The following is a 23,148-nucleotide window of genomic DNA, read 5'->3' as shown; positions in this document are numbered from 1 at the left end:
AGACGATGAAACAGAGATTGCAATTCTTCGCCAAGGCGCCGGAAATCATGAAGGCGGTGTCGTCGCTCAACAAGGCGGTCGACGAATGCGGGCTGGAAGTGAGCCTGCTGCATTTGATCAAGCTCAGGGCATCGCAGATCAATGGCTGCTCCTACTGCGTCGAGATGCACAGCCGCGAGGCGCGGCGCGACGGCGAGACCGAGACGCGGCTCTATCTGGTTTCGGCCTGGAAGGAATCGCCGCTGTTTTCCGAGCGCGAACGTGCGGCGCTTGCCTGGACCGAGGCGACGACCCTGATCGCCAATAACGGTGTCTCGGATGAGCTCTATGCCCGCACGCTCGCGCATTTCTCGGAAGAGGAACTGGTCAAGCTGTCGGTTGCGATCGGGATGATCAACACCTGGAACCGGCTCTGCATCCCGTTCCACGCCATTCACCCGATGCCGGCTGCCAAAGCAGCCTGACCGTCCGGTTTAGCCATGGAGCGCCGTCCAGAGGGCGGCGCTCCAACTGTTTTCAAGACCGGCTGTTTTTAAGGGGAGAGTTTTATGCCTGTCGATTTTCCTTCGACCTTGTTGTTTCTCGGCCGCCTGTTGCTCGGCGGCGCCTTCGTCGTCGCCGGCCTGCGCAACGTCCAGAACGAGACCTTTCTGACGGGGCTGATGGCCGCGCGCGGCGTGCCGCAGGCCAAGCTGGCGCTGTGGGCCGGCATCGTCCTGCAGACCATTGCCGGCGCGCTGGTGATGGCCGGCCTGTGGACCGCGATCGCCAGTGCTATGCTGTTGCTGTTTCTCATCGCCGCCACGCCGATGTTCCACAATTTCTGGGACCATCAGGGCCCGGACCGGGCATCCCGCATCAACGGCTTTGTCGGCAATGTCGCGATCGCCGGTGGATTCCTGACGTTGATTGCGCAGTCGCTTTAGCGACTACGTCGCAAAGCTCGACGGCTCACGCCGCGTAGCGCAAACCGCCATCGCAGGTCAGCACCTGGCCGGTCATAAAGCCGTTGGAGACGAGGAAGGCGATTGCGCCGGCAACGTCTTCGGCGTGGCCAATCCTGCCGACAGGGGTCTTGCCGGCATAGTCGGCAAAGACCGCCTGCCGCTGCTCGTCGGGCAAAAAGTCCCACCACGGCGTGTCGATGACGCCGGGCGCGACGACATTGACGCGCAGCGGCTTCAGTTCGACGGCGAGGATCGGCACCACCGTCAGCAGCATGCCATTGACGGCGGCGATGCCGGCAACGCCAGGCGCGGTCAGCTGCGCCGATACAGCCGAGATGAAGGTCACCGATCCCGATTTGTTGAGCGTCGGCAAGGCTGCCTGCAGGCAGGACAATTGCGGCCGCACCTTTTCGTCGACGCCACCGGCGATGTCGGTGAGGTCAAGGCTCGCGAACGGGCCAAGCCCCTTGCCGCCGCTGGCGGCCAGAACGAGGTGATCGAAGGGTCCGACGTCCGCAAAGAACTGGCGGACTTCGTCCGGCTTCGACGCATCGAAGGCTGCCTTGTCGGCGGCACCGCCGAGGCTCTTCCAAGCGCTGTTCAGCTTGTCCTGGTTGCGGCCGGTGATGGTCACCTTCATGCTTGGGCCAAGCAGTTTGCGTGCGGTCGCCAGTCCGATGCCTGACGAGCCGCCGATGATGACTGTGTGTTGGATGTTGCCGGTCATGAATGCTGTTCCTTCGATTTTGCGGAGGCCTGGCCAACGAGGTCCAGGCTCAGGGTTCGCAATTGCTGCCGCGCCTTGGCGTCATAGGCCTGCGCATCGGCGCGGGATTCCCTTTGGCCGTCGAAATAGAGGCCGCTGCGGCCCTCGAGATCAGGCGAGGTCGCGAGGTTGAGGATGGCGTCGGCGCCGGTTTCCACTGAGCTCCATGGCGTCGCGCCGGCCTGGCGGACCATGGTGGTGTTCATGTAGCTTGCCGGATGCAGCGCGTTGATAGTGACGCCGCTGCCCTTCAGCTCTCCGGCGAGATCGATGGTGAACAGGATCTGCGCCAGCTTGCTCTGGCAGTAGGCGCGCACGCCGTCATAGGAACGGGTCAGCATGACATCGCCGAAATCGATCGCCTGCTGGCCGGCCGAGGCGACATTGACGACGCGAGAAGGCGAACTCGCCTTGAGCAGCGGCAGTAGCTCCGACGTCAGCAGGAAACCGGCGAGATAGTTGACGGCAAAGCGCAGTTCGTAGCCGTCGGCGCTGAGCTGGCGCTTGGCGCCGGCGGTGCCGATGCCGGCATTGTTGATGAGGATGTCGAGCCGGCCGGTTCTTGCCCGCACGGCCTCAGCAAGGCGGCGAACCTCGGCCAATGAAGCGAGGTCGGCGGCGAGAAACTCGGCCTTGCCGCCGGCGGCTTCGATTTCGGCGACGGTTGCCTTGCCGCGTGCGGCGTCGCGGCCATGCACCAGCACGCGCGCGCCGGCCGCACCCAGCCTTTGCGCGACGACGCGGCCGACGCCGTCAGTCGAGCCGGTGATGAGGATTGTCTTGTCTTTCAGGTCCATGTCGGGAGCCTCCATATTCGCTCTGGATGCCAAGATGGGGCGCTTTGCGCTCGCCAAACAGTTCAAACTTTATCCTGGTATCGATACTGCTATACTGAGCCGCATGGATGCTTCCGCACCATCCCCCGAAGACAGCCGCCGGCGCGAGCTCGGCGCCTTCCTGCGTTCGCGCCGCGAACGGCTTTCGCCGTCAGCCACCGGCATTGCGGCCGGCGCGAGGCGGCGTACGCCCGGTCTGCGCCGCGAAGAGGTGGCGATGATCGCCGGCGTCGGCACCACCTGGTACACCTGGCTGGAGCAGGGCAGGGACGTACGGCCCTCCGTGGAGGTGCTGACGGCGCTCTGCGAGGCCTTGCGCCTCGACGCCGCCGAGAAGCGGCATTTGTTCACGCTCGCCGGCCGCCAGCAGCCTGAGCGGCGGCGCATCACCCCGGTCAAGGTCGAAGGTCCCCTCCTGCACATGCTGCAGAGTCTCGTCCTGCAACCGGCCTATATTGTCGGGCCGCGCTGGGATGTGCTGGCCTGGAACGCCGGAGCCGTTGCCATTTTCGGCGATTACGGCCTGCTGGAAGGTGATGCCCGCAACATCCTCCATGGCGTGTTCACCGATCCGCACCGGCGCCATTTGCTGGTCGACTGGGAACAGTTGGCGCGCGCAACCCTTGCGGCGTTTCGCGCCGAGAGCGCGAAATACACCGGCGATCCGGATTTCGAACGGCTGATCGCGCTGATGATGCGATCAAGCCCGGAATTCCGTGAGTGGTGGCCGCGGCGCGACGTGGTGCATCGTCTGTCCGGCAAGAAGTATCTGCGCCATCCGATCGCGGGCTCCATGGCGTTCGAGCATATGAGCCTGTCGATCGACGACGGCTCGGACATGAAGCTGATCGTCTACACGCCGCTCGCCGAGCAGAATTCAGTTGCGAAGCTGCAGAAATTGCTGGAGGCGATGCCTGTCGAGCGGCGCAGCGCATAAGGTTGGTTGGCGGCAAGCCCTCGACTTCGTCATCCACGGGCGGAGCAAGGAGCGAAGCGACGCGGCGTAGACCCGAGGATCCATGCCGCGACTCCAAGGCGCTGCTTCGGTGCAGAATTAGCTCTGGCTGGGCGCGACGATCATTCTGAATCGCTGTGCTCTTTGGCGACCGTCACGGAATGCATTCTAGGGTCTGCGCCGCGTCGCTTCGCTCCTTGCTTCGCCCTAGAATGACGAAATCAATGTGCGCTTCGGCCAATCTTCACCGTAGCAGCCCCAACGACTGACAAGTTGCCCTAGACGCTACCTTGCCTTAGCCCTCCGGCTTCAGCCCATCGATAAACAGCTGTTCGAGAAACCGCGCCGCATCCTCGAAGCGACCGTCGCCGCCGCGGTCGGGGCCGAGCACGGCGCGGACCTGGACGTCGAAATCGGCGTAATGCTGCGTCGTTGCCCAGATCGAAAATATCAGGTGCCAGGGATCGGTGCGGGCAATCTTGCCGGCGCGCATCCAGCCCTTGATGACGCTGGCCTTTTCATCGACCAGCGTTTTCAGCTCGCCTTCCAAAAGCGGCATGATGCGCGGCGCGCCTTGCAGGATCTCGTTGGCAAACAGCCGACTCTCCCTGGGAAAATCGCGCGCCATTTCAAGCTTGCGCCTGATGTAGCTCCGCAGTTCTGTCAGCGGATCGCCGATATCGTCGAGTTCCCTGAGTGGCGCCAGCCAGGTCGCCAGCAGCCGCTCCATCAGCGTCTCGTGGATGTCTTCCTTGCGGCGGAAATAATAGAGCAGGTTCGGCTTCGACATTCCCGCAGCTTCGGCGATCTGGTCGATGGTCGAGCCGCGAAAGCCGTTGGTGGAGAAGACTTCGAGCGCCGCTTCCAGGATCAGTTCGCGCTTTTCCTGCTGGATGCGGGTGCGGCGAGGGGCGGAGCCTTCGATGGCGTCGGTCATAAGGCCAAGCCTTGGTCGCGCGGGTCATCTGGACCAATTCTCTGGACCAGTTTTTCCCTGAGCCGTGGAGCGCACTTCGAAGGCCGCATTTCCGCTAGTAATCCCTTGACCGCCGACAGGGCGGTGCTAACGTTTGTCCAATCGGTCAAAATTTGCGTAGCATGAAAACGTCGCAAAGACCAAGTGTTGGAACGACCAAGCGTTAGCCGCACCGAAACAGGTTACAAGGGGAAGTCTTGGTCATGTCCAACCGGCTGAAAGTCACGCCGAACGATCTCAGCGCATTCTGGATGCCGTTCACGGCAAACCGGCAGTTCAAACAGGCGCCACGCATGTTTGTGTCCGCCAAGGACATGCACTACACCACCAGCGATGGCCGCAAGGTGCTCGACGGCACCGCGGGCTTGTGGTGCGTTAATGCCGGCCATTGCCGTCCCAAGATCACCGAGGCGATCCAGCATCAGGCGGCCGAACTCGACTATGCGCCGGCTTTCCAGATGGGCCACCCGATCGTGTTCGAATTGGCCAACCGCCTGGTCGACATTGCGCCCAAGGGCATGGACCATGTCTTCTTCACCAATTCCGGGTCGGAATCGGTCGACACGGCGCTGAAGATGGCGATCGCCTATCACCGCGTGAAGGGCGAGGGCGCGCGCACCCGCCTGATCGGTCGCGAGCGCGGCTATCACGGCGTCAACTTCGGCGGCATCTCGGTCGGCGGCATCGTCAGCAACCGCAAGATGTTCGGCACGCTGCTCGGCGGCGTCGACCATATGCCGCATACGCATCTGCCGGAGAAGAACGCCTTCTCCAAGGGCGTGCCGGAATATGGCGCGGAGCTTGCCAACGAGCTGGAGCGCATCGTCACCCTGCATGACGCCTCGACCATCGCGGCCGTCATCGTCGAGCCGGTCGCCGGCTCCACCGGCGTCATCCTGCCGCCGAAGGGCTATTTGCAGAAGCTGCGCGAAATCTGCACCAAGCACGGCATCCTGTTGATCTTCGACGAGGTCATCACTGGGTTCGGCCGTCTCGGCGCGCCGTTCGCCGCCGACTATTTCGGCGTCACGCCCGACATCATGACCACCGCCAAGGGCGTTTCCAACGGCGTCATCCCGATGGGCGCGGTGTTCGTGAAGAAGGAGATCCACGACGCCTTCATGACCGGCCCGGAGCACATGATCGAGTTCTTCCACGGCTACACCTATTCGGGCAATCCGATCGCCTGCGCCGCCGCACTCGGCACGCTCGACACCTACAAGGAAGAGGGCCTGCTCACCCGTGGCGAGGAGCTGGCGCCGTACTGGGAAGACGCGCTGCATTCGCTGAAGGGCGAGCCGCATGTCATCGACATCAGGAACATCGGCCTGATCGGCGCGATCGAACTGGCGCCGATTGCCGGCCAGCCGACCAAGCGGGCCTTCTCGGCCTTCGTCAAGGCGTTCGAGCGAGGCGCGCTGATCCGCACCACCGGCGACATCATCGCGCTCTCGCCGCCGCTGATCATCACCAAGGGCCAGATCAACGAACTGATCGACCATGTGCGTGAAGTGCTGAGGGCGATAGACTAATCTATTGAGCCAATCCGGCGGTGGCGGGAACCGCCGCCGGATCGGTTATATGAAATGAGAGGACTTTGAATGGCCGCCCCAGGCGAGAATCTGCGAATCAATTCAGACCGTTTGTGGGATTCCATCATGGAGATGGCGAAGATCGGCCCCGGCATTGCCGGTGGCAACAATCGCCAGACCGTGACCGACGAGGACGGCGAGGGCCGGCATCTATTCAAGCGCTGGTGCGAGGCCGCCGGGCTTGAAATGGGCCTCGACGAGATGGGCACCATGTTTGCCCGCCGGGAAGGCGCCGATCCCAGCCTGCCGCCGGTCTATGTCGGCAGCCACCTCGATACGCAGCCGACCGGCGGCAAATATGACGGCGTGCTTGGCGTGCTCGGCGGGCTGGAGATCATCCGCTCGCTCAACGATCTCGGCATCACCACCAGGCATCCGATCGTCGTCACCAACTGGACTAACGAAGAGGGCTCGCGCTTTGCCCCGGCGATGATGGCGTCCGGCGTGTTCGCCGGCGTGCTGGAGCAGGCGGATGTGTATCAGCACACCGACAAGCAGGGAAAAAAGTTCGGCGAGGAGCTGGAGCGCATCGGCTGGAAAGGCACCGAGAAGGTCGGCGATCGCAAGATCCACGCCTTCTTCGAACTGCATATCGAGCAGGGGCCGATCCTCGAGGACGAAGGCATCGATATCGGCGTCGTTACCCACGGCCAGGGTCTGAAATGGCTGCAGGTGACGCTGACCGGCAAGGAGGCGCATACCGGCTCGACGCCGATGCCCAAGCGCCGCAATGCCGGGCTCGGCATGGCGCGCGTCATCGAACTGGTGCACGAGATCGCCATGGACTACCAGCCGGATGCCGTCGGTGCGGTCGGCCACATGGAAGTGTTTCCGAACTCGCGCAACATCATTGCCGGGCGCACCGTCTTCACCATCGACATCCGCTCGCCCGAGAAGGAAGTGCTGGACGCCATGGACGGCCGCATCCGCGAAGGCATCGACACGATCTGCGAGGCGCTCGACATCCAGTACAAGGTCGAGCAGGTCGGCGCCTTCGACCCGGTGACCTTCGATGCCGGTTGCGTCAAGGCGATCCGCGACGCCACCGATCGCCTCGGCTATACCCACCGCAACATCGTTTCCGGCGCCGGCCACGATGCCTGCTGGATCAACCGCGTTGCACCGACCGCCATGGTGATGTGCCCCTGCGTTGACGGGTTGTCACACAACGAGGCCGAGGAAATCACCAAGGAATGGGCAGGCGCCGGCGCTGACGTGCTGTTCCATGCGGTGGTGGAGACGGCGGGGATCGTGGCGTGAACTAAAAATCTGGATTCAAACGACGCTCACAAAGAAGCGCGGCAAGAACAAGGGAACACGAAAATGACCAAAGTCATCCGAAACGGCACCATCGTCACCGCCGACCGCACGTGGAAGGCCGATGTGCTGATGCAGCACGGCAAGATCGTCGCCATCGGCTCGAACCTGCATGGCGACCATGAGTTCGACGCCACCGGCTGCTACATCATGCCGGGCGGCATCGACCCGCACACCCATCTCGAAATGCCGTTCATGGGGACCTATTCGGCCGACGATTTCGAATCCGGCACCCGCGCGGCGCTCTCCGGCGGCACGACGATGGTGGTCGATTTCTGCTTGCCGGCGCCGCAGCAGTCGCTGCTGGAAGCCTTGCAGATGTGGGACAACAAGACCTCGAAGGCGTCCTGCGACTACTCCTTCCACATGGCGATCACCTGGTGGGGCAAGCAGGTGTTCGACGAGATGGCGACCGTCGTCGACAAGGGCATTACCTCGTTCAAGCATTTCATGGCCTACAAGGGCGCGCTGATGGTCGACGACGACGAGATGTATGCGTCGTTCCAGCGCTGCGCCGATCTCGGCGCGCTGCCGCTGGTGCATGCCGAAAATGGCGACGTGGTCGCCGCTCTGTCGCAAAAGCTCTTGGCCGCCGGCAATAACGGGCCGGAGGCACATGCCTATTCGCGGCCGCCGGAGGTGGAGGGCGAGGCGGCCAACCGTGCCATCATGATCGCCGACATGGCCGGCGTGCCGCTCTATATCGTGCATGTCTCCTGCGAGCAGGCGCACGAGGCGATCCGCCGGGCGCGGCAGAAGGGCATGCGGGTGTTCGGCGAGCCGCTGATCCAGCATTTGACGCTGGATGAAAGCGAGTATTTCGACAAGGACTGGGACCACGCGGCGCGTCGCGTCATGAGCCCGCCCTTCCGCAACAAGCTGCACCAGGATTCGCTGTGGGCCGGCCTGCAGGCCGGATCGCTGCAAGTGGTGGCGACCGACCACTGCGCCTTCACCACCAAGCAGAAGCGCAACGGCGTCGGCGATTTCACCAAGATCCCGAACGGCACTGGCGGGCTCGAAGACCGCTTGCCGGTGCTGTGGACGACCGGCGTCAACACCGGGCGGCTGACGATGAACGAGTTCGTCGCCGTGACCTCGACCAACATCGCCAAGATCCTCAACATGTATCCGAAGAAGGGCGCCATCGTCGAAGGCGCCGATGCCGACATCGTGGTGTGGGACCCGAAGCGCAAGAAGAAGATCACCTCGAAGAAGCAGCAGTCGGTGATCGACTACAACGTCTTCGAGGGCTTCGAGGTGACCGGCCTGCCGCGCTTCGTGTTTTCTCGCGGTGAACTGTCGATCGAGGAAGCCGAGATCAAGGCCAAGCCCGGCCATGGCGAGTTCGTCGCCCGCGAGCCGAACGCGGCGGTCAACCGGGCGCTGTCGGCCTGGAAGGACATTACCGCGCCGCGCAAGGTGGAACGCACCGGCATTCCGGCGACCGGGGTTTGAGGTTGCGAAGCCCGGCGGCGCTCATCTCATTTGTCGTGGCGTGCGTCATCGTTGGTCCGGCGACCGCGGCCGACAGGCTGCTCGGCTCTTGGGGCAACGATGCCGGCTGTGTCTTTGCAAAGGCCGGTTTTCAGGATCGCGACGACTATATCGTGCTGACCGCGGAGGGCATCGAGACCTATGGCAGCGGCTGCCGGTTCGCGCAGCAATTGACGTCGGCGCCGGGTACGCAATCGCTTGATGCAACCTGTTCGGCCGAAGGCGAGGCGGGGACGACGGCTGAAACCGTTGTGGTCACCAACAAGGGCGAGGGTGGTTTCTTCGTGACCATTCCCGGCCTTGACGAGATGGGGCCGCTGCAGCCGTGCTCGTGATTTTGGATTTGGGGGAATGAGCGTGCGTGGTTTTGGTCTCTCTGTAGCGGTGCTTGCCGTTCTGGCCGCTGGCCAGGCTTTCGCGGTCAGCATCGATCTGTCGAAACCCTATGGCGACAAATATGGCTGCATCAACCGCAACGGCCAGGAGGTCGCCGCCGATCGGATGCTGCTGTTGACCGACGAGGCATTGGTCACCGCCGCCAGCGCCTGCACCTTCACGGACAAGCAGGCGCAGGCCGATGGATCACTGGTGGTGACGGCAACCTGTGAAGCGGAAGGCGAAGAGGGCTCGGAGCCGACCAAGTTCACCATCAAGCGCAGCGCCAAAAACGCCAAGAAACTGACGATCGCCGACGAAGACGGCAACGTCATGGGCGAGGTTGCGCGGTGCAAATGATGGCGATCCCGTCAGCGTCAGGCCACCAGCGCATCCAGTTCCGGCAGCAGTACGACGCTTTCCTGTTCGTTCGGGTCGGTGCGTGCGATGACGGCCGAGGATGGAGCGTTGCTCAGATTGGCCGGCAGGTGCGGCACCCCGGCAGGGATGTAGAAGAGGTCGCCGGCCTTGACGACGATGTGGTGCTCGAGCCGGTCGCCATACCAGGTGTGAACTTCGCCGGAGAGCACATAGATCGCGGTTTCATGGCTTTCATGCAGATGCGCCTTGGCGCGGGCGCCGGGAGGCATGGTGAGCACATGCATGCAGATGCCGGAGGAACCGACCGACTCAGCCGCAATGCCGGCGAGATAGGTCAATCCCTGCTTGCCTTCATAAGTGCTTTGAGGACGGATAAGGTGACAGGTGGGTTTCGGCGACATCGGCAAGGCTCCGGGCGTCGGTTGAGTGGGATTGGACGAGTGGAAAACAACATCAACGCAAATGCAACGGCATTTCATCCTGCGCAGCGGCGGCTACGAGATGCGGCGTGCGGCCAATGACGGGAACCTCGCCAGCCGTCGTTTCGGCAAGCAAACTTGACCTTACCTTTCAGACCAATGACGGTCCGGTCCAGGCGCTCTCCAATGTCGATCTGACCATCGGCAAGGGCGAGTTCGTCTCCTTCATCGGCCCATCGGGCTGCGGCAAGACCACCTTGCTGCGCGTCATCGCGGATCTGGAGAAACCGACCTCGGGGACGATTTCGATCAACGGCATGACGGCCGAACAGGCGCGCGAGAAACGCGCCTATGGCTATGTTTTCCAGGCCGCGGCGCTGTTTCCGTGGCGCACCATCGAGCGCAATGTCGGGCTGCCGCTGGAGATCATGGGCCTGTCAAAGGCAGAACAGAGGGAGCGGATCAACCGCACGCTCGACCTCGTCAACCTCTCGGGTTTCGAGAAGAAATATCCTTGGCAGCTTTCCGGCGGCATGCAGCAGCGCGCCTCGATCGCCCGCGCGCTCGCCTTCGACGCCGATCTGCTGCTGATGGACGAGCCGTTCGGCGCGCTGGACGAGATCGTGCGCGATCACCTCAATAAGCAATTGCTGGAATTGTGGGGACGCACCAACAAGACCATCTGCTTCGTCACCCACTCCATTCCTGAGGCCGTGTATCTTTCGACGCGCATCGTCGTCATGTCGCCACGCCCGGGCCGCGTCACCGATGTCATCGAATCGACGCTGCCCAGAGAGCGGCCGCTCCACATCCGCGAGACGCCGGAATTCCTGGCGATCGCCGCGCGCGTCCGCGATGGTCTGCACGCGGGGCACAGCTATGAAGATTGAGGCGGTGCGCTAGATGGACAGCTTCCGCGACAAGATCGTTCCGGTGACTTCGATTCTCGCTGGCGTGGTCGTGCTCTGGTACGTCTTTGCCGTCATCCTCAACGCGCCGTTCCAGCGCGATCTTGACCGGCGAGCCGGTGAAACGCCTACCTTGAGCGAATTCATCGGCAAGACGTTGTCGCAGCCGAAGCCGACACTGCCGGCGCCGCATCAGGTGGCGGTAAATTTCTTCGAGAATACGTTTCTGCGGCCGATCACCTCGACCCGCAGCCTCGTCTATAATGCCTGGGTGACGCTGTCGTCGACGCTGCTCGGCTTTGCCTTCGGCACGGCGCTCGGCATCATCATCGCAGTCGGCATCGTGCATGTGGCGACGCTCGACCGCAGCCTGATGCCGTGGATCATCGCGTCGCAGACCATCCCCATCCTGGCAGTGGCGCCGATGATCATCGTCGTGCTGGGGGCAATCGGCATCAGCGGCCTGATCCCGAAGGCGATGATCTCGACCTATCTGTCGTTCTTCCCGGTGACGGTGGGCATGGTGAAAGGCCTGCGGTCGCCCGAACTCATGCATCTTGACCTGATGCACACCTACAATGCCAGTGTCTCGCAGACCTTCTGGAAGCTCCGCGTGCCGGCCTCGGTGCCGTTCCTGTTCACCTCGATGAAGGTGGCGGTGGCGGCAAGCCTGGTCGGCGCCATTGTCGGCGAACTACCGACGGGTGCTGTCGCCGGCATCGGCGCCAAGCTGCTCGCCGGCGCCTATTACAGTCAGTCCATCGACATCTGGTCGGCACTGGTCGCCGGCTCGGTGGTGGCCGCCCTTCTGGTCATGGTGGTCGGCATTGCCGGGCGCCTCGTCGACCGCGCCATGGGCGGGAGGCCGGCATGAACTGGCTGAAGCCATCCTGGCAAGCGGTGCTGGCCATTCTCCTGTGTCTTGTCGCTCTGGGGCTCGGCGCAATGTCGAAGCCGGAAGCGGCTGCACTGGCAAACCCCGCAGCCAGCTTCGACTATCCCTATTTCGGAATAAAGACGCCGATGATCGGCTTGGCGGTGCTGGCGGGGCTGATCTCGATGCTCAGGATTCCGCCGCTGGCGGAGGCCGTGGTGCTGTTTATCGGCGCCCACCTCGTCGCCTGGATGCTGATCTCCGGCATTACCGGTTTCGAAGGCGCAGCATTGGCGCCGTATTTCCTGCTGCTCGCCGCTGCCTGGCTGCTGGCCTGGCGCTGCGTGGCGGTGCTGTCGGGGCTTCGCCCGATGGCCAAAGGTGTCCGCATGGCGCTGCGCCTGATCATCCCGGCGATCTTCGGCGCCTGGATTCTGATCATCTGGGAAGCGGTGACACGTGGCGCCGGCATCCCCTTCATCCTTTTGCCGCCGCCGAGCGCCATCGGCGCGCGCATCGCGAGTTCCCTGCCGGTGCTCGGCGCCGATGTCCGGCAGACCATATTCAAGGCGGTGATCTTCGGCTATGTCGTCGGCAGCGGCGCCGGCTTTCTCGTGGCGATTGCGGCCGACCGCGTGCCGTTCCTGCGCCGCGGCCTCTTGCCGATCGGCAACATGGTCTCGGCGCTGCCGATCATCGGCGTGGCGCCGATCATGGTGATGTGGTTCGGTTTCGACTGGCCGTCCAAGGCGGCGGTGGTCATCATCATGACCTTCTTTCCGATGCTGGTGAACACGGTCGCCGGCCTTGCCGCCTCCGGCCATATGGAGCGGGACCTGATGCGCACCTATGCCTCGGGCTACTGGCCGACGCTCTTGAAGCTTCGGTTGCCGGCTGCGGCGCCCTTCATTTTCAACGCGCTGAAGATCAACTCGACGCTGGCGCTGATCGGCGCCATCGTCGCCGAGTTCTTCGGCACGCCCGTCGTCGGCATGGGCTTTCGCATCTCGACCGAGGTCGGGCGGATGAACATCGACATGGTCTGGGCCGAAATCGCAGTTGCAGCCCTTGCGGGTTCGGTCTTTTATGGCGTGGTCGCTCTTATCGAGAGAGCCGTCACGTTTTGGCATCCCTCTGTCCGTGGTGGATAGGGCGGTGGGTTTTGGGTGTTAACTTCAGAGGGTAAAAACATGAAAAGACTGATCATTCCGTTGTTGGCCGGCGCAATGTCGCTGGCCGCGTTCCAGGCCATGGCCGCCGACAAGGTGACCTTGCAGCTGAAATGGGTCACGCAGGCCCAGTTTGCCGGCTACTACGTCGCCAAGGCCAAGGGTTTCTATGAGGCCGAAGGCCTCGACGTCGACATCAAGCCGGGCGGTCCCGATATCGCGCCCGAGCAGGTGATTGCCGGCGGCGGCGCCGACGTCATCGTCGACTGGATGGGTGGGGCGCTGGCCGCGCGCGAAAAGGGCGTGCCGCTGGTCAACATCGCCCAGCCGTTCAAGAAGGCCGGCATGGAACTGGTCTGCCCGAAGGACGGCCCGATCAAGACCGAAGCCGATTTCAAGGGCCATACGCTCGGCGTCTGGTTCTTCGGCAACGAATATCCGTTCTACGCCTGGATGAACAAGCTCGGTCTCAAGACCGAAGGCGGCCCGGACGGTGTCACTGTCTTGAAGCAGAGCTTTGACGTGCAGCCGCTGATCCAGAAGCAGGCGGATTGCATCTCGGTCATGACCTACAACGAGTACTGGCAGCTGATCGACGCCGGCTACAAGCCGGAACAGCTGACCGTGTTCAACTACTCGGCGATGGGCAACGACCTGCTCGAGGACGGGCTCTACGCCTCGGAAGACAAGCTCAAGGATCCGGCCTTCGAAGACAAGATGGTGCGTTTCGTGCGCGCTTCGATGAAGGGCTGGAAATACGCCATCGACAACAATGACGAAGCCGCAGGCATCGTCATGGACGGTGGCGGCCAGGACGAAAACCACCAGAAGCGGATGATGAGCGAAGTTGCCAAGCTGATCGACAATGCCGACGGCAAGCTCGACCCGGCGACTTATGAGCGGACCGCCAAGGCGCTGYTCGACCAGAAGATCATCACCAAGGCGCCGACCGGCGCCTACACCACGGCGATCACCGACAAGGCGATCAAATAAGCCCTAACCGGCTGCAGTCTGATCTTCAAAACGGCGCCTCCGAGAGAGCGGTTCGAAAGAACCGCTCTCTTTCTTTGTTTGATGCATGTCGTTGCCCCCAAACCGCTGCACACTTTTGGGCGACATGCATTTGTCAGAGGCGCCGTTCCTTTATGGTGTTCATAACGAAGCTGGTTTCGATCGAGGCGACGCATTTCAGCCTTGCGATCTTTTCCTTGATGAAGCGCTCGTATTGGTCGAGGCTGCCGGTCACCACCTTCAGCACATAGTCGCGCGACCCGGTGACGAGGTGGCATTCCAGCACCTCTTCCCAGCCGCGGATGGCGTCTTCGAACATGACGATCTCGTCCTCGTTCTGGCGGCTGAGCCTGACGGTGGCGATGGCGACCATGCTCCAGCCGAAGGCTGAGGGATCAACCAGTGTGGTGTAGCCCCGGATGATGCCGGCTTCCTCCAGCCTGCGCACGCGCCGCAGGCAAGGCGACGGCGACAGGCCGATGCGCTCGGCGAGCTCATTGTTGGTGATGCGTGCGTCCGCCCGCAATTCACGCAGGATTTTAAGGTCGAAATCGTCGGCTATCTTCTGCTGCAATTTTGCTCGCTCCCGGCAGTTTATTGCCGAGATGCAGCCATGCGAGGCCGAAAATAGCAAGGACTGGCGGGTCAGGATCGCATAAATTGCCGCGCAACATCCCTCAAAAGGCAGGAAAAACCATGACCGCGCCGCGCCCGTCGAAAACCCATATCGGCAACCACAAGCTCCATCCCGAGACGCTGATGCTGAGCTATGGCTTCGATCCGCAGCTTTCGGAAGGCGCCGTCAAGCCGCCGGTGTTTTTGACCTCGACCTTCGTGTTCAAGTCGGCGGAAGAGGGACGCGACTTCTTCGACTACACGTCCGGCCGCAAGGAGCCGCCGAGCGGCACGGCCTCCGGCCTGGTCTATTCGCGCTTCAACCATCCCAACTCAGAGATCGTCGAGGACCGGCTGGCGGTCTACGAGGAGACCGACGCCTGCATCCTGTTCTCGTCGGGCATGTCAGCGATCGCCACCACGCTGCTTGCCTATGCCCGTCCCGGCGATGTCATCCTGCATTCGCAGCCGCTTTATGGCGGCACCGAGACGCTGCTGACCCGCACGCTGTCCGGCTTCGGCATCGGCGCAGTCGGTTTTGCGGATGGCGTCGACGAGAAGGCGGTACGCTCGGCTGCGGACGCTGCCGTGGCGAAGGGGCGTGTCTCCGTTATCTTGATCGAGACGCCGTCAAATCCGACCAACAGCCTCGTCGATATCGCGTTGATCAGAAAGATCGCCGACGAAATCGGCAGCAAGCAAGGATCGACGCCGATCGTCGTCTGCGACAACACGCTGCTCGGCCCGGTGTTCCAGCGGCCGATCGAGCACGGCGCCGACGTCTCCGTCTATTCGTTGACCAAATATGTCGGCGGCCATTCCGACCTGATCGCCGGTGCGGCCATGGGCAGCAAGGCGGTCACCAAGCCAATCAAGGCGCTGCGCGGTGCCATAGGCACGCAGCTCGATCCGCATTCCTGCTGGATGCTCGGCCGCTCGCTGGAAACGCTGTCGATCCGCATGGAGCGGGCCAATGACAATGCGCGCGTCGTCGCCGAATTCCTGCGCGACCATGCCAAGGTCGAGAAGGTGCATTACCTGCCGTTCCTCGGCGAGGACACCCCGGCGGGCCGCGCCTATTTGAGGCAAAGCACTGGCGCCGGCTCGACCTTTTCCTTCGACATCAAAGGCGGAGAGAAGGCGGCTTTCGCCTTTCTCAACGGGCTGCAGATCTTCAAGCTGGCGGTGAGCCTCGGCGGCACGGAGTCGCTGGCCAGCCATCCGGCGGCCATGACCCATTCCGGCATCCCCTTCGACGTGCGCCAGCGCATCGGCGTGCTCGAGACGACGGTCAGGCTGTCGATCGGCGTCGAACACCCGGACGATCTGATCGCCGACCTGACACAGGCGCTGGCCGGCGCCTGACGACCGTCCTTTTTTGGCGACCGGAAGGGGGCGATCGATCACCCCCTTTGGTGCTTCCCCAGTCACAAAACCGTGTGCAGGGAAACATTGCGCCGCCCAGCCGTTCCGGTTGAGGCATGCGCGCGCTGGGGCGTGACGCATGCGACATCCAATCGGAGGTTCTTCATGCGCACACAATCCTTCCTGCCAGTGCTTTCGGCGCTGGCCATTTCGACCGCTTTCCTGTTCGCGTCCCCGGCCATGGCCGAGGTGGTGAAGTACAAGGCGACGCTCGACGGCAGCCAGCAGAATCCGGCAGTCACCACCAAGGGCAAAGGCACCGCTACCTTTACCTTCGATACCACCAAGAAGAAGCTCAGCTGGAACGTCAAATATTCCGGCCTCAGCGGGCCTGCGACGGCAGCGCATATTCACGGTCCGGCGGCGATGGGTGCGAATGCAGCGCCCGTCATCCCGTTCAACGGCAAACTCAAGAGCCCGATCAAAGGTTCGGCCGAGCTGACCGACGCGCAGGCCGCCGACCTGGCGGGTGGGAACTACTACGTCAATGTCCACACTGCCGCGAACAAGGATGGCGAGATCCGCGGGCAGATCGAGGCGGCGAAATAGGGAAGGATTGCGACTACCTTTGGAAGTCGGTGGGGCAGCGCCCCCCTGTCCGGCAGGACAGAGGGGGGCGCGAAGGAACTCGGCTTTCGCTCTTAAAGCACTCAGCTCTTGTCGCGGATCTGCGTCATCGTCCGGGTCGGCGTGATCGCTTCGGGATCGAGCCTGATCTCAACGATCGCCGGCTTGCCGCTGGCGCGGGCACGCTCGAAGGCCGCGGCGAAATCGGCGGTCTTCTCCACCGTCTCGCCATGGCCGCCATAGGCGCGGGCGAGGGCTGCGAAGTCGGGGTTTTTCAGGTCGGTGGCGACGACGCGGCCGGGATAGTCACGCTCCTGATGCATGCGGATGGTGCCGTAGATGCCGTTGTTGACGACGATGACGATGATCGGCAGGTCGTATTGCACAGCGGTAGCGAATTCCTGGCCGTTCATCAGGAAGCAGCCGTCGCCGGCAAAGGCGATCACAGTGCGCTCCGGATGGAGCGCCTTGGCGGCGACCGCCGCCGGCGTGCCGTAGCCCATCGAGCCGGAGGTGGGCGCGCCTTGCGTGGCGAAGCGGCGGAAGCGGTGGAAGCGATGCACCCAGGTGGCGTAATTGCCGGCGCCGTTGGTGAGAATGGCGTCGTCGGGCAGCACCTTTTCCAGGTAATTCATGATCGGTCCCATCTGGACCGAGCCGGGGCCGCTTTCAGGCGGCGTCGACCAGTCGAGATAGGCAGCATGTGCTTTCGCTGTCTCATCCGCCCAGGACGGCGTGCCAGCCGGCTTGCGCTTGGCGAACGCCTCGACGAAAGCCGAGGGCGAAGCGTTGATTGCCAGCGTCGGCCGGTAGACGCGGCCAAGCTCGCCGGCATCGGCATGGACATGGACCAGCGTCTGGTCGGGGTAGGGGCTTTTCAGCAGCGTGTAATCGGAAGACGGCATCTCGCCCATGCGGCCGCCGATCAGCAACACTAGGTCGGCCTGCTTGATCGCCGTTGCCAGCTTGGGGTTGATGCCGATGCCGACGTCACCAGCGTAGTTCGCATGAAGATGGTCGAACAGCATCTGGCGGCGGAAGGAACAGCCGACGGGCAGTGACCAAGCCTCGGCGATGGTGCGCATCTGTACCACCGCTCCCTCGTCCCAGCGTGTGCCGCCGAGGATGACGAACGGACGCTTGGCTTTGCCGAGCAGTTTCTCCAGTGCGTCGAGTTCTGCCTCGCCGGGGCGCGTTTCGACTGGTGTGTGCGGCAAGGCGACGGGCGCCTCGACCAGGCTGGTCAACATGTCTTCGGGCAACGAGATGACGACGGGACCGGGGCGACCCGACGTTGCGACGGCAAAGGCTCGGGTAACGAATTCGGGGATGCGCGCGGCATCGTCGATTTCGACCACCCATTTGGCGATGTCGCCGAAGAAGCGCTTGTAGTCGACTTCCTGAAAGGCCTCGCGCTCCTTGGCATGGCTGGCGACCTGGCCGATGAACAGGATGACGGGCACCGAATCCTGCATGGCGATGTGAATGCCGGCGGACGCATTGGTGGCGCCGGGGCCGCGGGTGACGAAGCAGATGCCGGGCTTGCCGGTCAGCCGCCCCTGGCAGTCGGCCATCATGGCAGCGCCGCCTTCCTGGCGGCAGACAATGGTGCGGATCGGCGAGTCATGCAGCGCGTCGAGCACGGCGAGATAGGATTCGCCCGGCACGCAGAAGATGCGATCAGTGCCGTTGGCCTCGAGCGCGTCGACAATCAGTTGTCCGCCGGTCTTCATTTTCCAGATTTCTCCAGTTCGGCAAGGATTTCGTCAGTGTGTTCGCCAAGGCGTGGCGAGGGGCGTTCATAGACCAGCGGTGTGCCGGACATCACCATCGGCGCGCGCACCGAGGGCAGACGATTGCCATGGCCATCGTCGAGGTCGAGGCGCATGCCGCGCGCAATGGTCTGCGGATCGGCAAACATCTGGCCGATGGTGTTGATCGGGCTCGCCGGCACGCTGGCCGCTTCGAGTTTCGCCAGCAGCGGGTCGCGATCCCAGTTCTTCAGCGTCTCGATCATGTGCTCGCGCAGTTTGACCCGGTTGGCGACGCGGGCCGGATTGGTGGCGAAATCAGGATTCGCTGTGAGATGGTCGAGCCCGACGGCGGCGCAGAATTTGCCGAACTGGCCGTCATTGCCGACCGCGAGGATGATGTGGCCGTCCCGCACCGGCACGACCTCGTAGGGGGCAATGTTCATATGCGCATTGCCCATCTGCACCGGCGACTTGCCGGAGACGAGGTAGTTGAGGTTCTGGTTGCCGAGCGCGGAGATCTGGGTGTCGAACAGCGCCATGTCGATGTGCTGGCCTTCGCCGGTCTTCTCGGCGTGGCGAAGTGCCGCCTGAATGGCGATGACGGAGTAGAGGCCGGTGAAGATATCGGAGATGGCGACGCCGGCCTTTTGCGGCTCGCGCCCGACCTCGCCGGTGATCGACATCATCCCGGCCATGGCCTGGATGATGAAATCATAGCCGGCGCGGGGCGCGTAAGGTCCGTCCTGGCCGAAGCCGGTGATCGAGCAATAGACGAGGCGAGGATTGATTGCTTTCAGGCTATCAAAATCGAGCCCGTATTTCTTGAGCCCGCCGAGCTTGAAGTTCTCGATCAGCACGTCGGCCGTGGCGACCAGCCGGCGAACCGTCTCGGCGCCTTCGGCAGTCGAGAAATCGACAGCGATGGATCGCTTGCCGCGATTGCAGGAATGGTAATAGGCAGCCGACAGGTTTTCGCCGTCGTGGCTCATGACGAAGGGCGGGCCCCATTTGCGGGTGTCATCGCCGCCATCGGGGCTTTCGACCTTGATGACATCGGCGCCGAGATCGGCCAGCAACTGCCCGGCCCATGGCCCGGCAAGGATGCGGGCCAGTTCGATGACGCGGACGCCTTTCAGGGGAGGTTCAGCCATAAAACACCAGAGCGGGTCGGAACCGCAGCCTCTATCAATCCGGGATGCCGCTGTCACGGGCCTTGCGCTGGGCCAGCGATGTCAGCGTTTCAACACACCATCGGCCCAGGCGGCGAAATCGTCCATGACGGTGTCACGGTTCACCTCGTTCAGACTTTCGTGGCGGGTGTCGGCGTAAACCTTTGAAAGCAGATTCGAAAAACCCATCGCGCGCATGCGTTTGGCGAGATGATCGATGCCCTTGCCGTAGTCGGAAGCCGGATCTTTTTCGCCGCCGACGATGCTGACGGGAAGATCGCGCCTTATGCCGGCAAAGCCCGCATCCTTGCCGCCATTCTGCGCCATCTGGACGACATCGCGCCACATCGAGATCGAGGCATCCCAGCCGCAGAGCGGATCGGCGATGTATTTGGCCACTTCCGCCTCGTCGCGCGACAGCCAGTCGAACAGCGTCTTGTGGTTGGGCACCGCCTTGCCCCAGGCCTGGAAGGTCAGCCTGGGCAAGATGCGTGAGGGGACGTCGGAGCCGAGCCGGAACCGCTCATAAGCCAGGATGGCAAGCGCAAGCTGTCCAAGCAGGCCTTGCGAGAAGTTGCCATTCCAGATCGCAGCGGCGTGGACGCGTGGCGAGTGCGCCAGCAGGTAGTTCAGCGCCACCGACGCACCAAATGAATGGCCGAACAGGATGACCGGCAGGCCGGGCTGCTCCTTTGCGATCAGGTCGTGAACGGCGTCGACATCGGCGATCACCTTGGCGGCGCCGTCACTGCCGGCGAACCTGCCGAGCGGGGCATCGGGCGCCTTGGTCGCGCCGTGGCCGCGATGGTCGTGGACGTAGACTTGGATGCCGCGGGTGCTGAGGTAATCGGCGAAGCGGGCATAGCGCGCCGCGTGCTCGGCCAGGCCGTGGTTGATCTGGATAACGGCGCGCGGAGAGCCGCTGGCGTGCTTCATAAAAAGGTTGAGCGTGGCCCCGGTCGGTGAGGCCAGCGTCGTCTGCTTGTCAAATGCCATATGTCGCTCCCTCAGTGACTGTTGGGCGACCGCAGGAGCGACGTCAAGGGGAGGGCGAAATCACCTGGCATCGCTATTGACAGTGTGCTGTCAATTTGGCTATATGACAGCATGCTGTCAAAATAGATCGGGAGAGGAGCATGAAAGCCAATTCGATCGTTTCGCGCCGCGCCGTCCTGCTGGTGAGCTTCGCCTCCGCGATGCTGTTGCCCGGCGTCGCATCCAGCCAAACCAGGGAGATGACCATGAAGACGTCAACCATTGCCGGTCCGCAGGGACGGCTCGCCACTTACGACCTCAAGGCCGGCAACGGCCTGCCGATCCTGTTCGCGCATGGCGATTGCAGCCGTGCTTCGACGTGGAACAGGGTCATGCAGCTCACTGTTGACGGCCGCGAAGTGGTCGCCTTCGACTTTCGCGGCCATGGCGCATCGGCGCCTGCAGCTGATGCCGACTACGGTTATGATGGCCGTGCGGCCGATATCGGCGCCGTGGCCGATGCGTTCGGCCTGAAGCGGTTTGTCCTTGTCGCGCACAGCGGCGGCAGTGGCGCGGCCCTTGCCTATGCCGCCGGCCATGCCGACCGGGTCGCCGGCATCTTGCTGGTCGACCCGGCGACCGATCCGCGCGCACTGCCGAAGGAGATCCGCGACGGGTTCGTGCGCGATCTGGCGGGGCCGAGCGGCGGCGATGTGCTGAGCGCTTATTACACCTCGATCGCCGGCTCCAATGCGGATGTCCGTAAACAGGTCCTCGCCGATGCGGCTCTCGTCGATCCGGCGGCACGGGCAGGCGTCGGCAAGGCGCTGGCCGAATGGGATCCGGAACCGACGCTCGACGCCTATCACGGGCCGATCTTCGTGCTGGCCACAGAGGCCAACGACAATGCGGCAGCGCTTTTCCGGCTTCGCAGCGGAATCGGCCATCAAATCGTTGCTGGTTCCGGCCATTGGGTGATGCTTGACAAGCCGGAGGCGGTGGCTGAAGCCGTCAATATCTTCGTTTCCACCATCGAGGCCGGCCAGAAATGACTGAGAGGACCGAAGCCGCCGACGCACTCACCGAACTGGTACTTGCGGTGTTTCGGCTGAATGGCGGGTTTCTCGACGCGGCCGACCGGCTGGCGGAGCCCGCCGGTCTGACGGCGGCGCGCTGGCAGGTCCTGGGCGCGGTGCTGAAGGAGCCGAAATCGGTTGCCGATATTGCCCGCGACATGGGGCTTGCCCGCCAGAGCGTGCAGCGGCTGGCCGACATATTGGCCGCCGAAGGGCTTGCCGCCTATGCCGACAACCCGGCGCACCGCCGCGCCAAGCTGTTGGCAATCACCGATGCCGGCTGGACAGCGATACGCGATATCGGCACGCGCCAACATGTCTGGGCCAACCGCGTCTCCGACGGCATCGAGACTCGCTCGCTTCAGACTGCGCTGGACCTGCTGCGTACACTGGCGAAGCGGGTCGAGGAGGGCGAGGCCTGATCGGCGGATCGATTGTTTTTTGCGGCGGACGAAAGAAATCGTAATTCTGACATGTCGTACGTTTCTAGCTTGCGCTATGACACGCTAGGAGTGCTGGAATGCGGATATCGGCAATAGTGGCTGCGGTGTTTTTTGCGCTGGCCGGCGCGGGCGCGGCGCGAGCCGACGTGAAGATGAGCGGCTCCTTCGTGGCCGATGCCGCATGTCCGGCAACGCAGGCGATCAAAAGCGGCAAGAATCCGGGCAATATCGCGACTGCGGCCGGACAGAGCTACGACCTCCTGGCTGGCAACAAGGATGCGCCGACGCATTATCTCATCCGCGTGCCCGGCGCCGATCCGGAACGCCGCTGGGTCAAGATCAGCTGTGGCCATGTCACTGGCGGCAACGCGGCCGCTCAGCCGGCAGCACCTGCAGATCAGGGCAAGCCTGCGGCTTCGGGAAAGCCCGAATATGTCTTTGCGCTGAGCTGGCAACCGGCCTTCTGCGAAACCAAGTCGAGCAAGCCCGAATGCCAGGCGCAGACTGCGGGCGGTTTCGACGCGTCGCATTTCACCTTGCACGGCCTGTGGCCGCAGCCGAACGGCAACTTTTATTGCCAGGTGCCGGCGAGCGCCAAGGCCAATGACAATCCGGCCCACTGGGGCGACCTGCCGCCGGTCGATCTCGATGCCAACACGCGCGCCGAACTCGACCAGGTCATGCCGGGCACGGCGTCCAAGCTCGAACGGCATGAGTGGATCAAGCATGGCACCTGCTACGGCAAGAGCCAGCAGGAGTATTTTGCCGAGGCGTTGAACCTGATGCGGGCGGTGAACGCCTCGCCGGTGCGCGAGCTCTTCACCAAGAATGTCGGCAAGCAGCTGACCTCGGACCAGATCCGCAGCGCCTTCGACAGCGCCTTCGGCAATGGAGCCGGCGCGCGGGTGCGCGTCTCTTGCCTGGTCGATCCGTCGAGCGGCAGGCGGCTGATCGGCGAGCTGACGCTCGGCCTGACCGGCCCGATCGGCCCGGACAGTTCGCTGGGCAGTCTGATGCTGGCCTCCGCACCGACGACCAAGGCCGGCTGCCCGAAGGGCTCGGTCGATGCGGCCGGGTTCCAGTAGGATATCCGTCTGTCGC

The 23,148-nt window shown here is 63.3% G+C and carries 25 protein-coding genes; 17 read left to right on the top strand and 8 right to left on the bottom strand.

All coding sequences use genetic code 11. The annotated features are described in order from the left end of the window. The first annotated feature begins 5 nt into the window (after positions 1 to 5). Together AC1DZ8_RS22920 and AC1DZ8_RS22915 are read left to right on the top strand one after the other, a co-directional pair. Positions 6 to 464, top strand: a complete 459-nt coding sequence (locus AC1DZ8_RS22920) for a carboxymuconolactone decarboxylase family protein (RefSeq protein ID WP_477301096.1) — start codon at positions 6 to 8, stop codon at positions 462 to 464. A gap of 84 nt (positions 465 to 548) precedes the next feature. Next, the gene (locus AC1DZ8_RS22915; protein ID WP_477301098.1) at positions 549 to 926 is read left to right on the top strand and encodes a DoxX family protein; all 378 of its coding nucleotides are present in this window, start codon (positions 549 to 551) and stop codon (positions 924 to 926) included. 25 nt (positions 927 to 951) lie between these two features. Here AC1DZ8_RS22915 and AC1DZ8_RS22910 read toward each other — a convergent pair whose 3' ends face one another. Then, on the bottom strand, positions 952 to 1,674 hold the full coding sequence (locus tag AC1DZ8_RS22910) for an SDR family oxidoreductase (RefSeq protein ID WP_477301100.1): 723 nt from the start codon (positions 1,672 to 1,674) through the stop codon (positions 952 to 954). Further along, positions 1,671 to 2,510, bottom strand: a complete 840-nt coding sequence (locus AC1DZ8_RS22905; RefSeq protein WP_477301102.1) for an SDR family oxidoreductase — start codon at positions 2,508 to 2,510, stop codon at positions 1,671 to 1,673. The genes AC1DZ8_RS22910 and AC1DZ8_RS22905 overlap by 4 nt, the downstream gene beginning before the upstream one ends. 103 nt (positions 2,511 to 2,613) lie before the next feature. On the opposite strand from AC1DZ8_RS22905, the gene AC1DZ8_RS22900 reads away from it, so the two are divergent. Next, positions 2,614 to 3,486, top strand: coding sequence for a helix-turn-helix transcriptional regulator (locus AC1DZ8_RS22900; protein ID WP_477301484.1), 873 nt, complete (start codon positions 2,614 to 2,616; stop codon positions 3,484 to 3,486). 313 nt (positions 3,487 to 3,799) lie between these two features. On the opposite strand, the gene AC1DZ8_RS22895 is transcribed toward AC1DZ8_RS22900, so the two are convergent. Continuing rightward, positions 3,800 to 4,441 (bottom strand): TetR family transcriptional regulator C-terminal domain-containing protein, encoded by a 642-nt coding sequence (locus AC1DZ8_RS22895; RefSeq protein WP_477301104.1) that lies wholly within the window; start codon positions 4,439 to 4,441, stop codon positions 3,800 to 3,802. Between the two features lie 242 nt (positions 4,442 to 4,683). Between AC1DZ8_RS22895 and aptA the strand changes: the two genes are divergently transcribed. From aptA to AC1DZ8_RS22870, 5 genes are all read left to right on the top strand, one after another. Continuing rightward, complete coding sequence (aptA, locus tag AC1DZ8_RS22890; RefSeq protein ID WP_477280414.1) at positions 4,684 to 6,012, top strand: omega-aminotransferase AptA; 1,329 nt, start codon at positions 4,684 to 4,686, stop codon at positions 6,010 to 6,012. A 69-nt stretch (positions 6,013 to 6,081) separates the two neighbouring features. Next, positions 6,082 to 7,332 carry a Zn-dependent hydrolase gene (locus AC1DZ8_RS22885; RefSeq protein WP_477301106.1) on the top strand — a complete coding sequence of 417 codons (1,251 nt, stop codon included), beginning with the start codon at positions 6,082 to 6,084 and terminating at the stop codon, positions 7,330 to 7,332. Positions 7,333 to 7,395: 63 nt separating this feature from the next. Next, positions 7,396 to 8,847, top strand: coding sequence for a dihydropyrimidinase (hydA, locus tag AC1DZ8_RS22880; protein WP_477301107.1), 1,452 nt, complete (start codon positions 7,396 to 7,398; stop codon positions 8,845 to 8,847). Beyond that, the gene (locus AC1DZ8_RS22875) at positions 8,844 to 9,221 is read left to right on the top strand and encodes a hypothetical protein (protein WP_477301109.1); all 378 of its coding nucleotides are present in this window, start codon (positions 8,844 to 8,846) and stop codon (positions 9,219 to 9,221) included. The genes hydA and AC1DZ8_RS22875 overlap by 4 nt, the downstream gene beginning before the upstream one ends. A 16-nt stretch (positions 9,222 to 9,237) precedes the next feature. Further along, the gene (locus AC1DZ8_RS22870; protein ID WP_477301111.1) at positions 9,238 to 9,621 is read left to right on the top strand and encodes a hypothetical protein; all 384 of its coding nucleotides are present in this window, start codon (positions 9,238 to 9,240) and stop codon (positions 9,619 to 9,621) included. A gap of 17 nt (positions 9,622 to 9,638) precedes the next feature. On the opposite strand, the gene AC1DZ8_RS22865 is transcribed toward AC1DZ8_RS22870, so the two are convergent. After that, on the bottom strand, positions 9,639 to 10,043 hold the full coding sequence (locus tag AC1DZ8_RS22865; protein ID WP_477301113.1) for a cupin domain-containing protein: 405 nt from the start codon (positions 10,041 to 10,043) through the stop codon (positions 9,639 to 9,641). Between the two features lie 116 nt (positions 10,044 to 10,159). On the opposite strand from AC1DZ8_RS22865, the gene AC1DZ8_RS22860 reads away from it, so the two are divergent. Genes AC1DZ8_RS22860 through AC1DZ8_RS22845 form a run of 4 tightly spaced genes read left to right on the top strand, consistent with a single transcriptional unit; the run spans position 10,160 to position 14,005 of the window. Next, positions 10,160 to 10,951: an ABC transporter ATP-binding protein gene (locus AC1DZ8_RS22860; RefSeq protein WP_352583828.1), complete on the top strand. Its 792-nt coding sequence runs from the start codon at positions 10,160 to 10,162 to the stop codon at positions 10,949 to 10,951. A 13-nt stretch (positions 10,952 to 10,964) separates the two neighbouring features. After that, complete coding sequence (locus tag AC1DZ8_RS22855; RefSeq protein WP_477301115.1) at positions 10,965 to 11,843, top strand: ABC transporter permease; 879 nt, start codon at positions 10,965 to 10,967, stop codon at positions 11,841 to 11,843. Continuing rightward, entirely contained in the window at positions 11,840 to 12,994 is a 1,155-nt protein-coding gene (locus tag AC1DZ8_RS22850; protein ID WP_477301117.1) for an ABC transporter permease, read from the top strand. The genes AC1DZ8_RS22855 and AC1DZ8_RS22850 overlap by 4 nt, the downstream gene beginning before the upstream one ends. Before the next feature lie 39 nt (positions 12,995 to 13,033). Beyond that, positions 13,034 to 14,005, top strand: coding sequence for an ABC transporter substrate-binding protein (locus AC1DZ8_RS22845; RefSeq protein ID WP_477401674.1), 972 nt, complete (start codon positions 13,034 to 13,036; stop codon positions 14,003 to 14,005). Positions 14,006 to 14,138: 133 nt separating this feature from the next. On the opposite strand, the gene AC1DZ8_RS22840 is transcribed toward AC1DZ8_RS22845, so the two are convergent. Further along, positions 14,139 to 14,597 (bottom strand): Lrp/AsnC family transcriptional regulator, encoded by a 459-nt coding sequence (locus AC1DZ8_RS22840; RefSeq protein WP_477301119.1) that lies wholly within the window; start codon positions 14,595 to 14,597, stop codon positions 14,139 to 14,141. A 122-nt stretch (positions 14,598 to 14,719) separates the two neighbouring features. Here AC1DZ8_RS22840 and AC1DZ8_RS22835 point away from each other — a divergent pair, with 122 nt between their 5' ends. Continuing rightward, positions 14,720 to 16,003: a cystathionine gamma-synthase family protein gene (locus AC1DZ8_RS22835; protein WP_477301121.1), complete on the top strand. Its 1,284-nt coding sequence runs from the start codon at positions 14,720 to 14,722 to the stop codon at positions 16,001 to 16,003. A gap of 165 nt (positions 16,004 to 16,168) precedes the next feature. Next, positions 16,169 to 16,612, top strand: coding sequence for a CHRD domain-containing protein (locus AC1DZ8_RS22830; protein WP_477301123.1), 444 nt, complete (start codon positions 16,169 to 16,171; stop codon positions 16,610 to 16,612). Between the two features lie 101 nt (positions 16,613 to 16,713). Here the strand turns inward: AC1DZ8_RS22830 and AC1DZ8_RS22825 are convergent, their stop codons facing one another. The 3 genes from AC1DZ8_RS22825 to AC1DZ8_RS22815 form a co-directional block, all read right to left on the bottom strand. After that, positions 16,714 to 18,363 carry a thiamine pyrophosphate-binding protein gene (locus AC1DZ8_RS22825; RefSeq protein WP_477301125.1) on the bottom strand — a complete coding sequence of 550 codons (1,650 nt, stop codon included), beginning with the start codon at positions 18,361 to 18,363 and terminating at the stop codon, positions 16,714 to 16,716. Continuing rightward, a complete protein-coding gene (locus AC1DZ8_RS22820; protein ID WP_477301127.1) occupies positions 18,360 to 19,535 on the bottom strand; it encodes a CaiB/BaiF CoA transferase family protein in 1,176 nt (391 codons plus the stop codon). Before AC1DZ8_RS22820 ends, AC1DZ8_RS22825 begins: the two co-directional genes overlap by 4 nt. A gap of 81 nt (positions 19,536 to 19,616) precedes the next feature. Next, positions 19,617 to 20,549 (bottom strand): alpha/beta fold hydrolase, encoded by a 933-nt coding sequence (locus tag AC1DZ8_RS22815; RefSeq protein WP_477301129.1) that lies wholly within the window; start codon positions 20,547 to 20,549, stop codon positions 19,617 to 19,619. A gap of 140 nt (positions 20,550 to 20,689) precedes the next feature. Here AC1DZ8_RS22815 and AC1DZ8_RS22810 point away from each other — a divergent pair, with 140 nt between their 5' ends. The 3 genes from AC1DZ8_RS22810 to AC1DZ8_RS22800 all read left to right on the top strand — a co-directional run bounded on the left by AC1DZ8_RS22810 (position 20,690) and on the right by AC1DZ8_RS22800 (position 23,132). Then, positions 20,690 to 21,580: an alpha/beta fold hydrolase gene (locus tag AC1DZ8_RS22810; protein ID WP_477301131.1), complete on the top strand. Its 891-nt coding sequence runs from the start codon at positions 20,690 to 20,692 to the stop codon at positions 21,578 to 21,580. Then, a complete protein-coding gene (locus AC1DZ8_RS22805; RefSeq protein ID WP_477301133.1) occupies positions 21,577 to 22,026 on the top strand; it encodes a MarR family winged helix-turn-helix transcriptional regulator in 450 nt (149 codons plus the stop codon). Before AC1DZ8_RS22810 ends, AC1DZ8_RS22805 begins: the two co-directional genes overlap by 4 nt. 98 nt (positions 22,027 to 22,124) lie before the next feature. Continuing rightward, complete coding sequence (locus AC1DZ8_RS22800; protein WP_477301135.1) at positions 22,125 to 23,132, top strand: ribonuclease T2 family protein; 1,008 nt, start codon at positions 22,125 to 22,127, stop codon at positions 23,130 to 23,132. Positions 23,133 to 23,148 lie beyond the last annotated feature (16 nt).

The sequence above is a fragment of the Mesorhizobium sp. P2_F7 genome, from assembly GCF_056403695.1.
Note: the sequence above shows the minus strand (reverse complement) of the source record. Positions and strands in the feature narration are given on the sequence as shown.

Bases quoted from the DNA above. Each gene is read 5' to 3' on its own strand.
- AC1DZ8_RS22855 (WP_477301115.1), top strand. From the start codon at position 10,965: ATGGACAGCTTCCGCGACAAGATCGTTCCGGTGACTTCGATTCTCGCT.
- AC1DZ8_RS22865 (WP_477301113.1), bottom strand. From the start codon at position 10,043: ATGTCGCCGAAACCCACCTGTCACCTTATCCGTCCTCAAAGCACTTAT.
- hydA (WP_477301107.1), top strand. From the start codon at position 7,396: ATGACCAAAGTCATCCGAAACGGCACCATCGTCACCGCCGACCGCACG.
- AC1DZ8_RS22805 (WP_477301133.1), top strand. From the start codon at position 21,577: ATGACTGAGAGGACCGAAGCCGCCGACGCACTCACCGAACTGGTACTT.
- AC1DZ8_RS22900 (WP_477301484.1), top strand. From the start codon at position 2,614: ATGGATGCTTCCGCACCATCCCCCGAAGACAGCCGCCGGCGCGAGCTC.
- AC1DZ8_RS22920 (WP_477301096.1), top strand. From the start codon at position 6: ATGAAACAGAGATTGCAATTCTTCGCCAAGGCGCCGGAAATCATGAAG.
- AC1DZ8_RS22810 (WP_477301131.1), top strand. From the start codon at position 20,690: ATGAAAGCCAATTCGATCGTTTCGCGCCGCGCCGTCCTGCTGGTGAGC.
- AC1DZ8_RS22825 (WP_477301125.1), bottom strand. From the start codon at position 18,363: ATGAAGACCGGCGGACAACTGATTGTCGACGCGCTCGAGGCCAACGGC.
- AC1DZ8_RS22895 (WP_477301104.1), bottom strand. From the start codon at position 4,441: ATGACCGACGCCATCGAAGGCTCCGCCCCTCGCCGCACCCGCATCCAG.
- AC1DZ8_RS22860 (WP_352583828.1), top strand. From the start codon at position 10,160: ATGACGGGAACCTCGCCAGCCGTCGTTTCGGCAAGCAAACTTGACCTT.
- AC1DZ8_RS22815 (WP_477301129.1), bottom strand. From the start codon at position 20,549: ATGGCATTTGACAAGCAGACGACGCTGGCCTCACCGACCGGGGCCACG.
- AC1DZ8_RS22850 (WP_477301117.1), top strand. From the start codon at position 11,840: ATGAACTGGCTGAAGCCATCCTGGCAAGCGGTGCTGGCCATTCTCCTG.
- AC1DZ8_RS22905 (WP_477301102.1), bottom strand. From the start codon at position 2,510: ATGGACCTGAAAGACAAGACAATCCTCATCACCGGCTCGACTGACGGC.
- AC1DZ8_RS22870 (WP_477301111.1), top strand. From the start codon at position 9,238: ATGAGCGTGCGTGGTTTTGGTCTCTCTGTAGCGGTGCTTGCCGTTCTG.
- AC1DZ8_RS22915 (WP_477301098.1), top strand. From the start codon at position 549: ATGCCTGTCGATTTTCCTTCGACCTTGTTGTTTCTCGGCCGCCTGTTG.
- AC1DZ8_RS22910 (WP_477301100.1), bottom strand. From the start codon at position 1,674: ATGACCGGCAACATCCAACACACAGTCATCATCGGCGGCTCGTCAGGC.
- AC1DZ8_RS22800 (WP_477301135.1), top strand. From the start codon at position 22,125: ATGCGGATATCGGCAATAGTGGCTGCGGTGTTTTTTGCGCTGGCCGGC.
- aptA (WP_477280414.1), top strand. From the start codon at position 4,684: ATGTCCAACCGGCTGAAAGTCACGCCGAACGATCTCAGCGCATTCTGG.
- AC1DZ8_RS22830 (WP_477301123.1), top strand. From the start codon at position 16,169: ATGCGCACACAATCCTTCCTGCCAGTGCTTTCGGCGCTGGCCATTTCG.
- AC1DZ8_RS22820 (WP_477301127.1), bottom strand. From the start codon at position 19,535: ATGGCTGAACCTCCCCTGAAAGGCGTCCGCGTCATCGAACTGGCCCGC.
- AC1DZ8_RS22835 (WP_477301121.1), top strand. From the start codon at position 14,720: ATGACCGCGCCGCGCCCGTCGAAAACCCATATCGGCAACCACAAGCTC.
- AC1DZ8_RS22885 (WP_477301106.1), top strand. From the start codon at position 6,082: ATGGCCGCCCCAGGCGAGAATCTGCGAATCAATTCAGACCGTTTGTGG.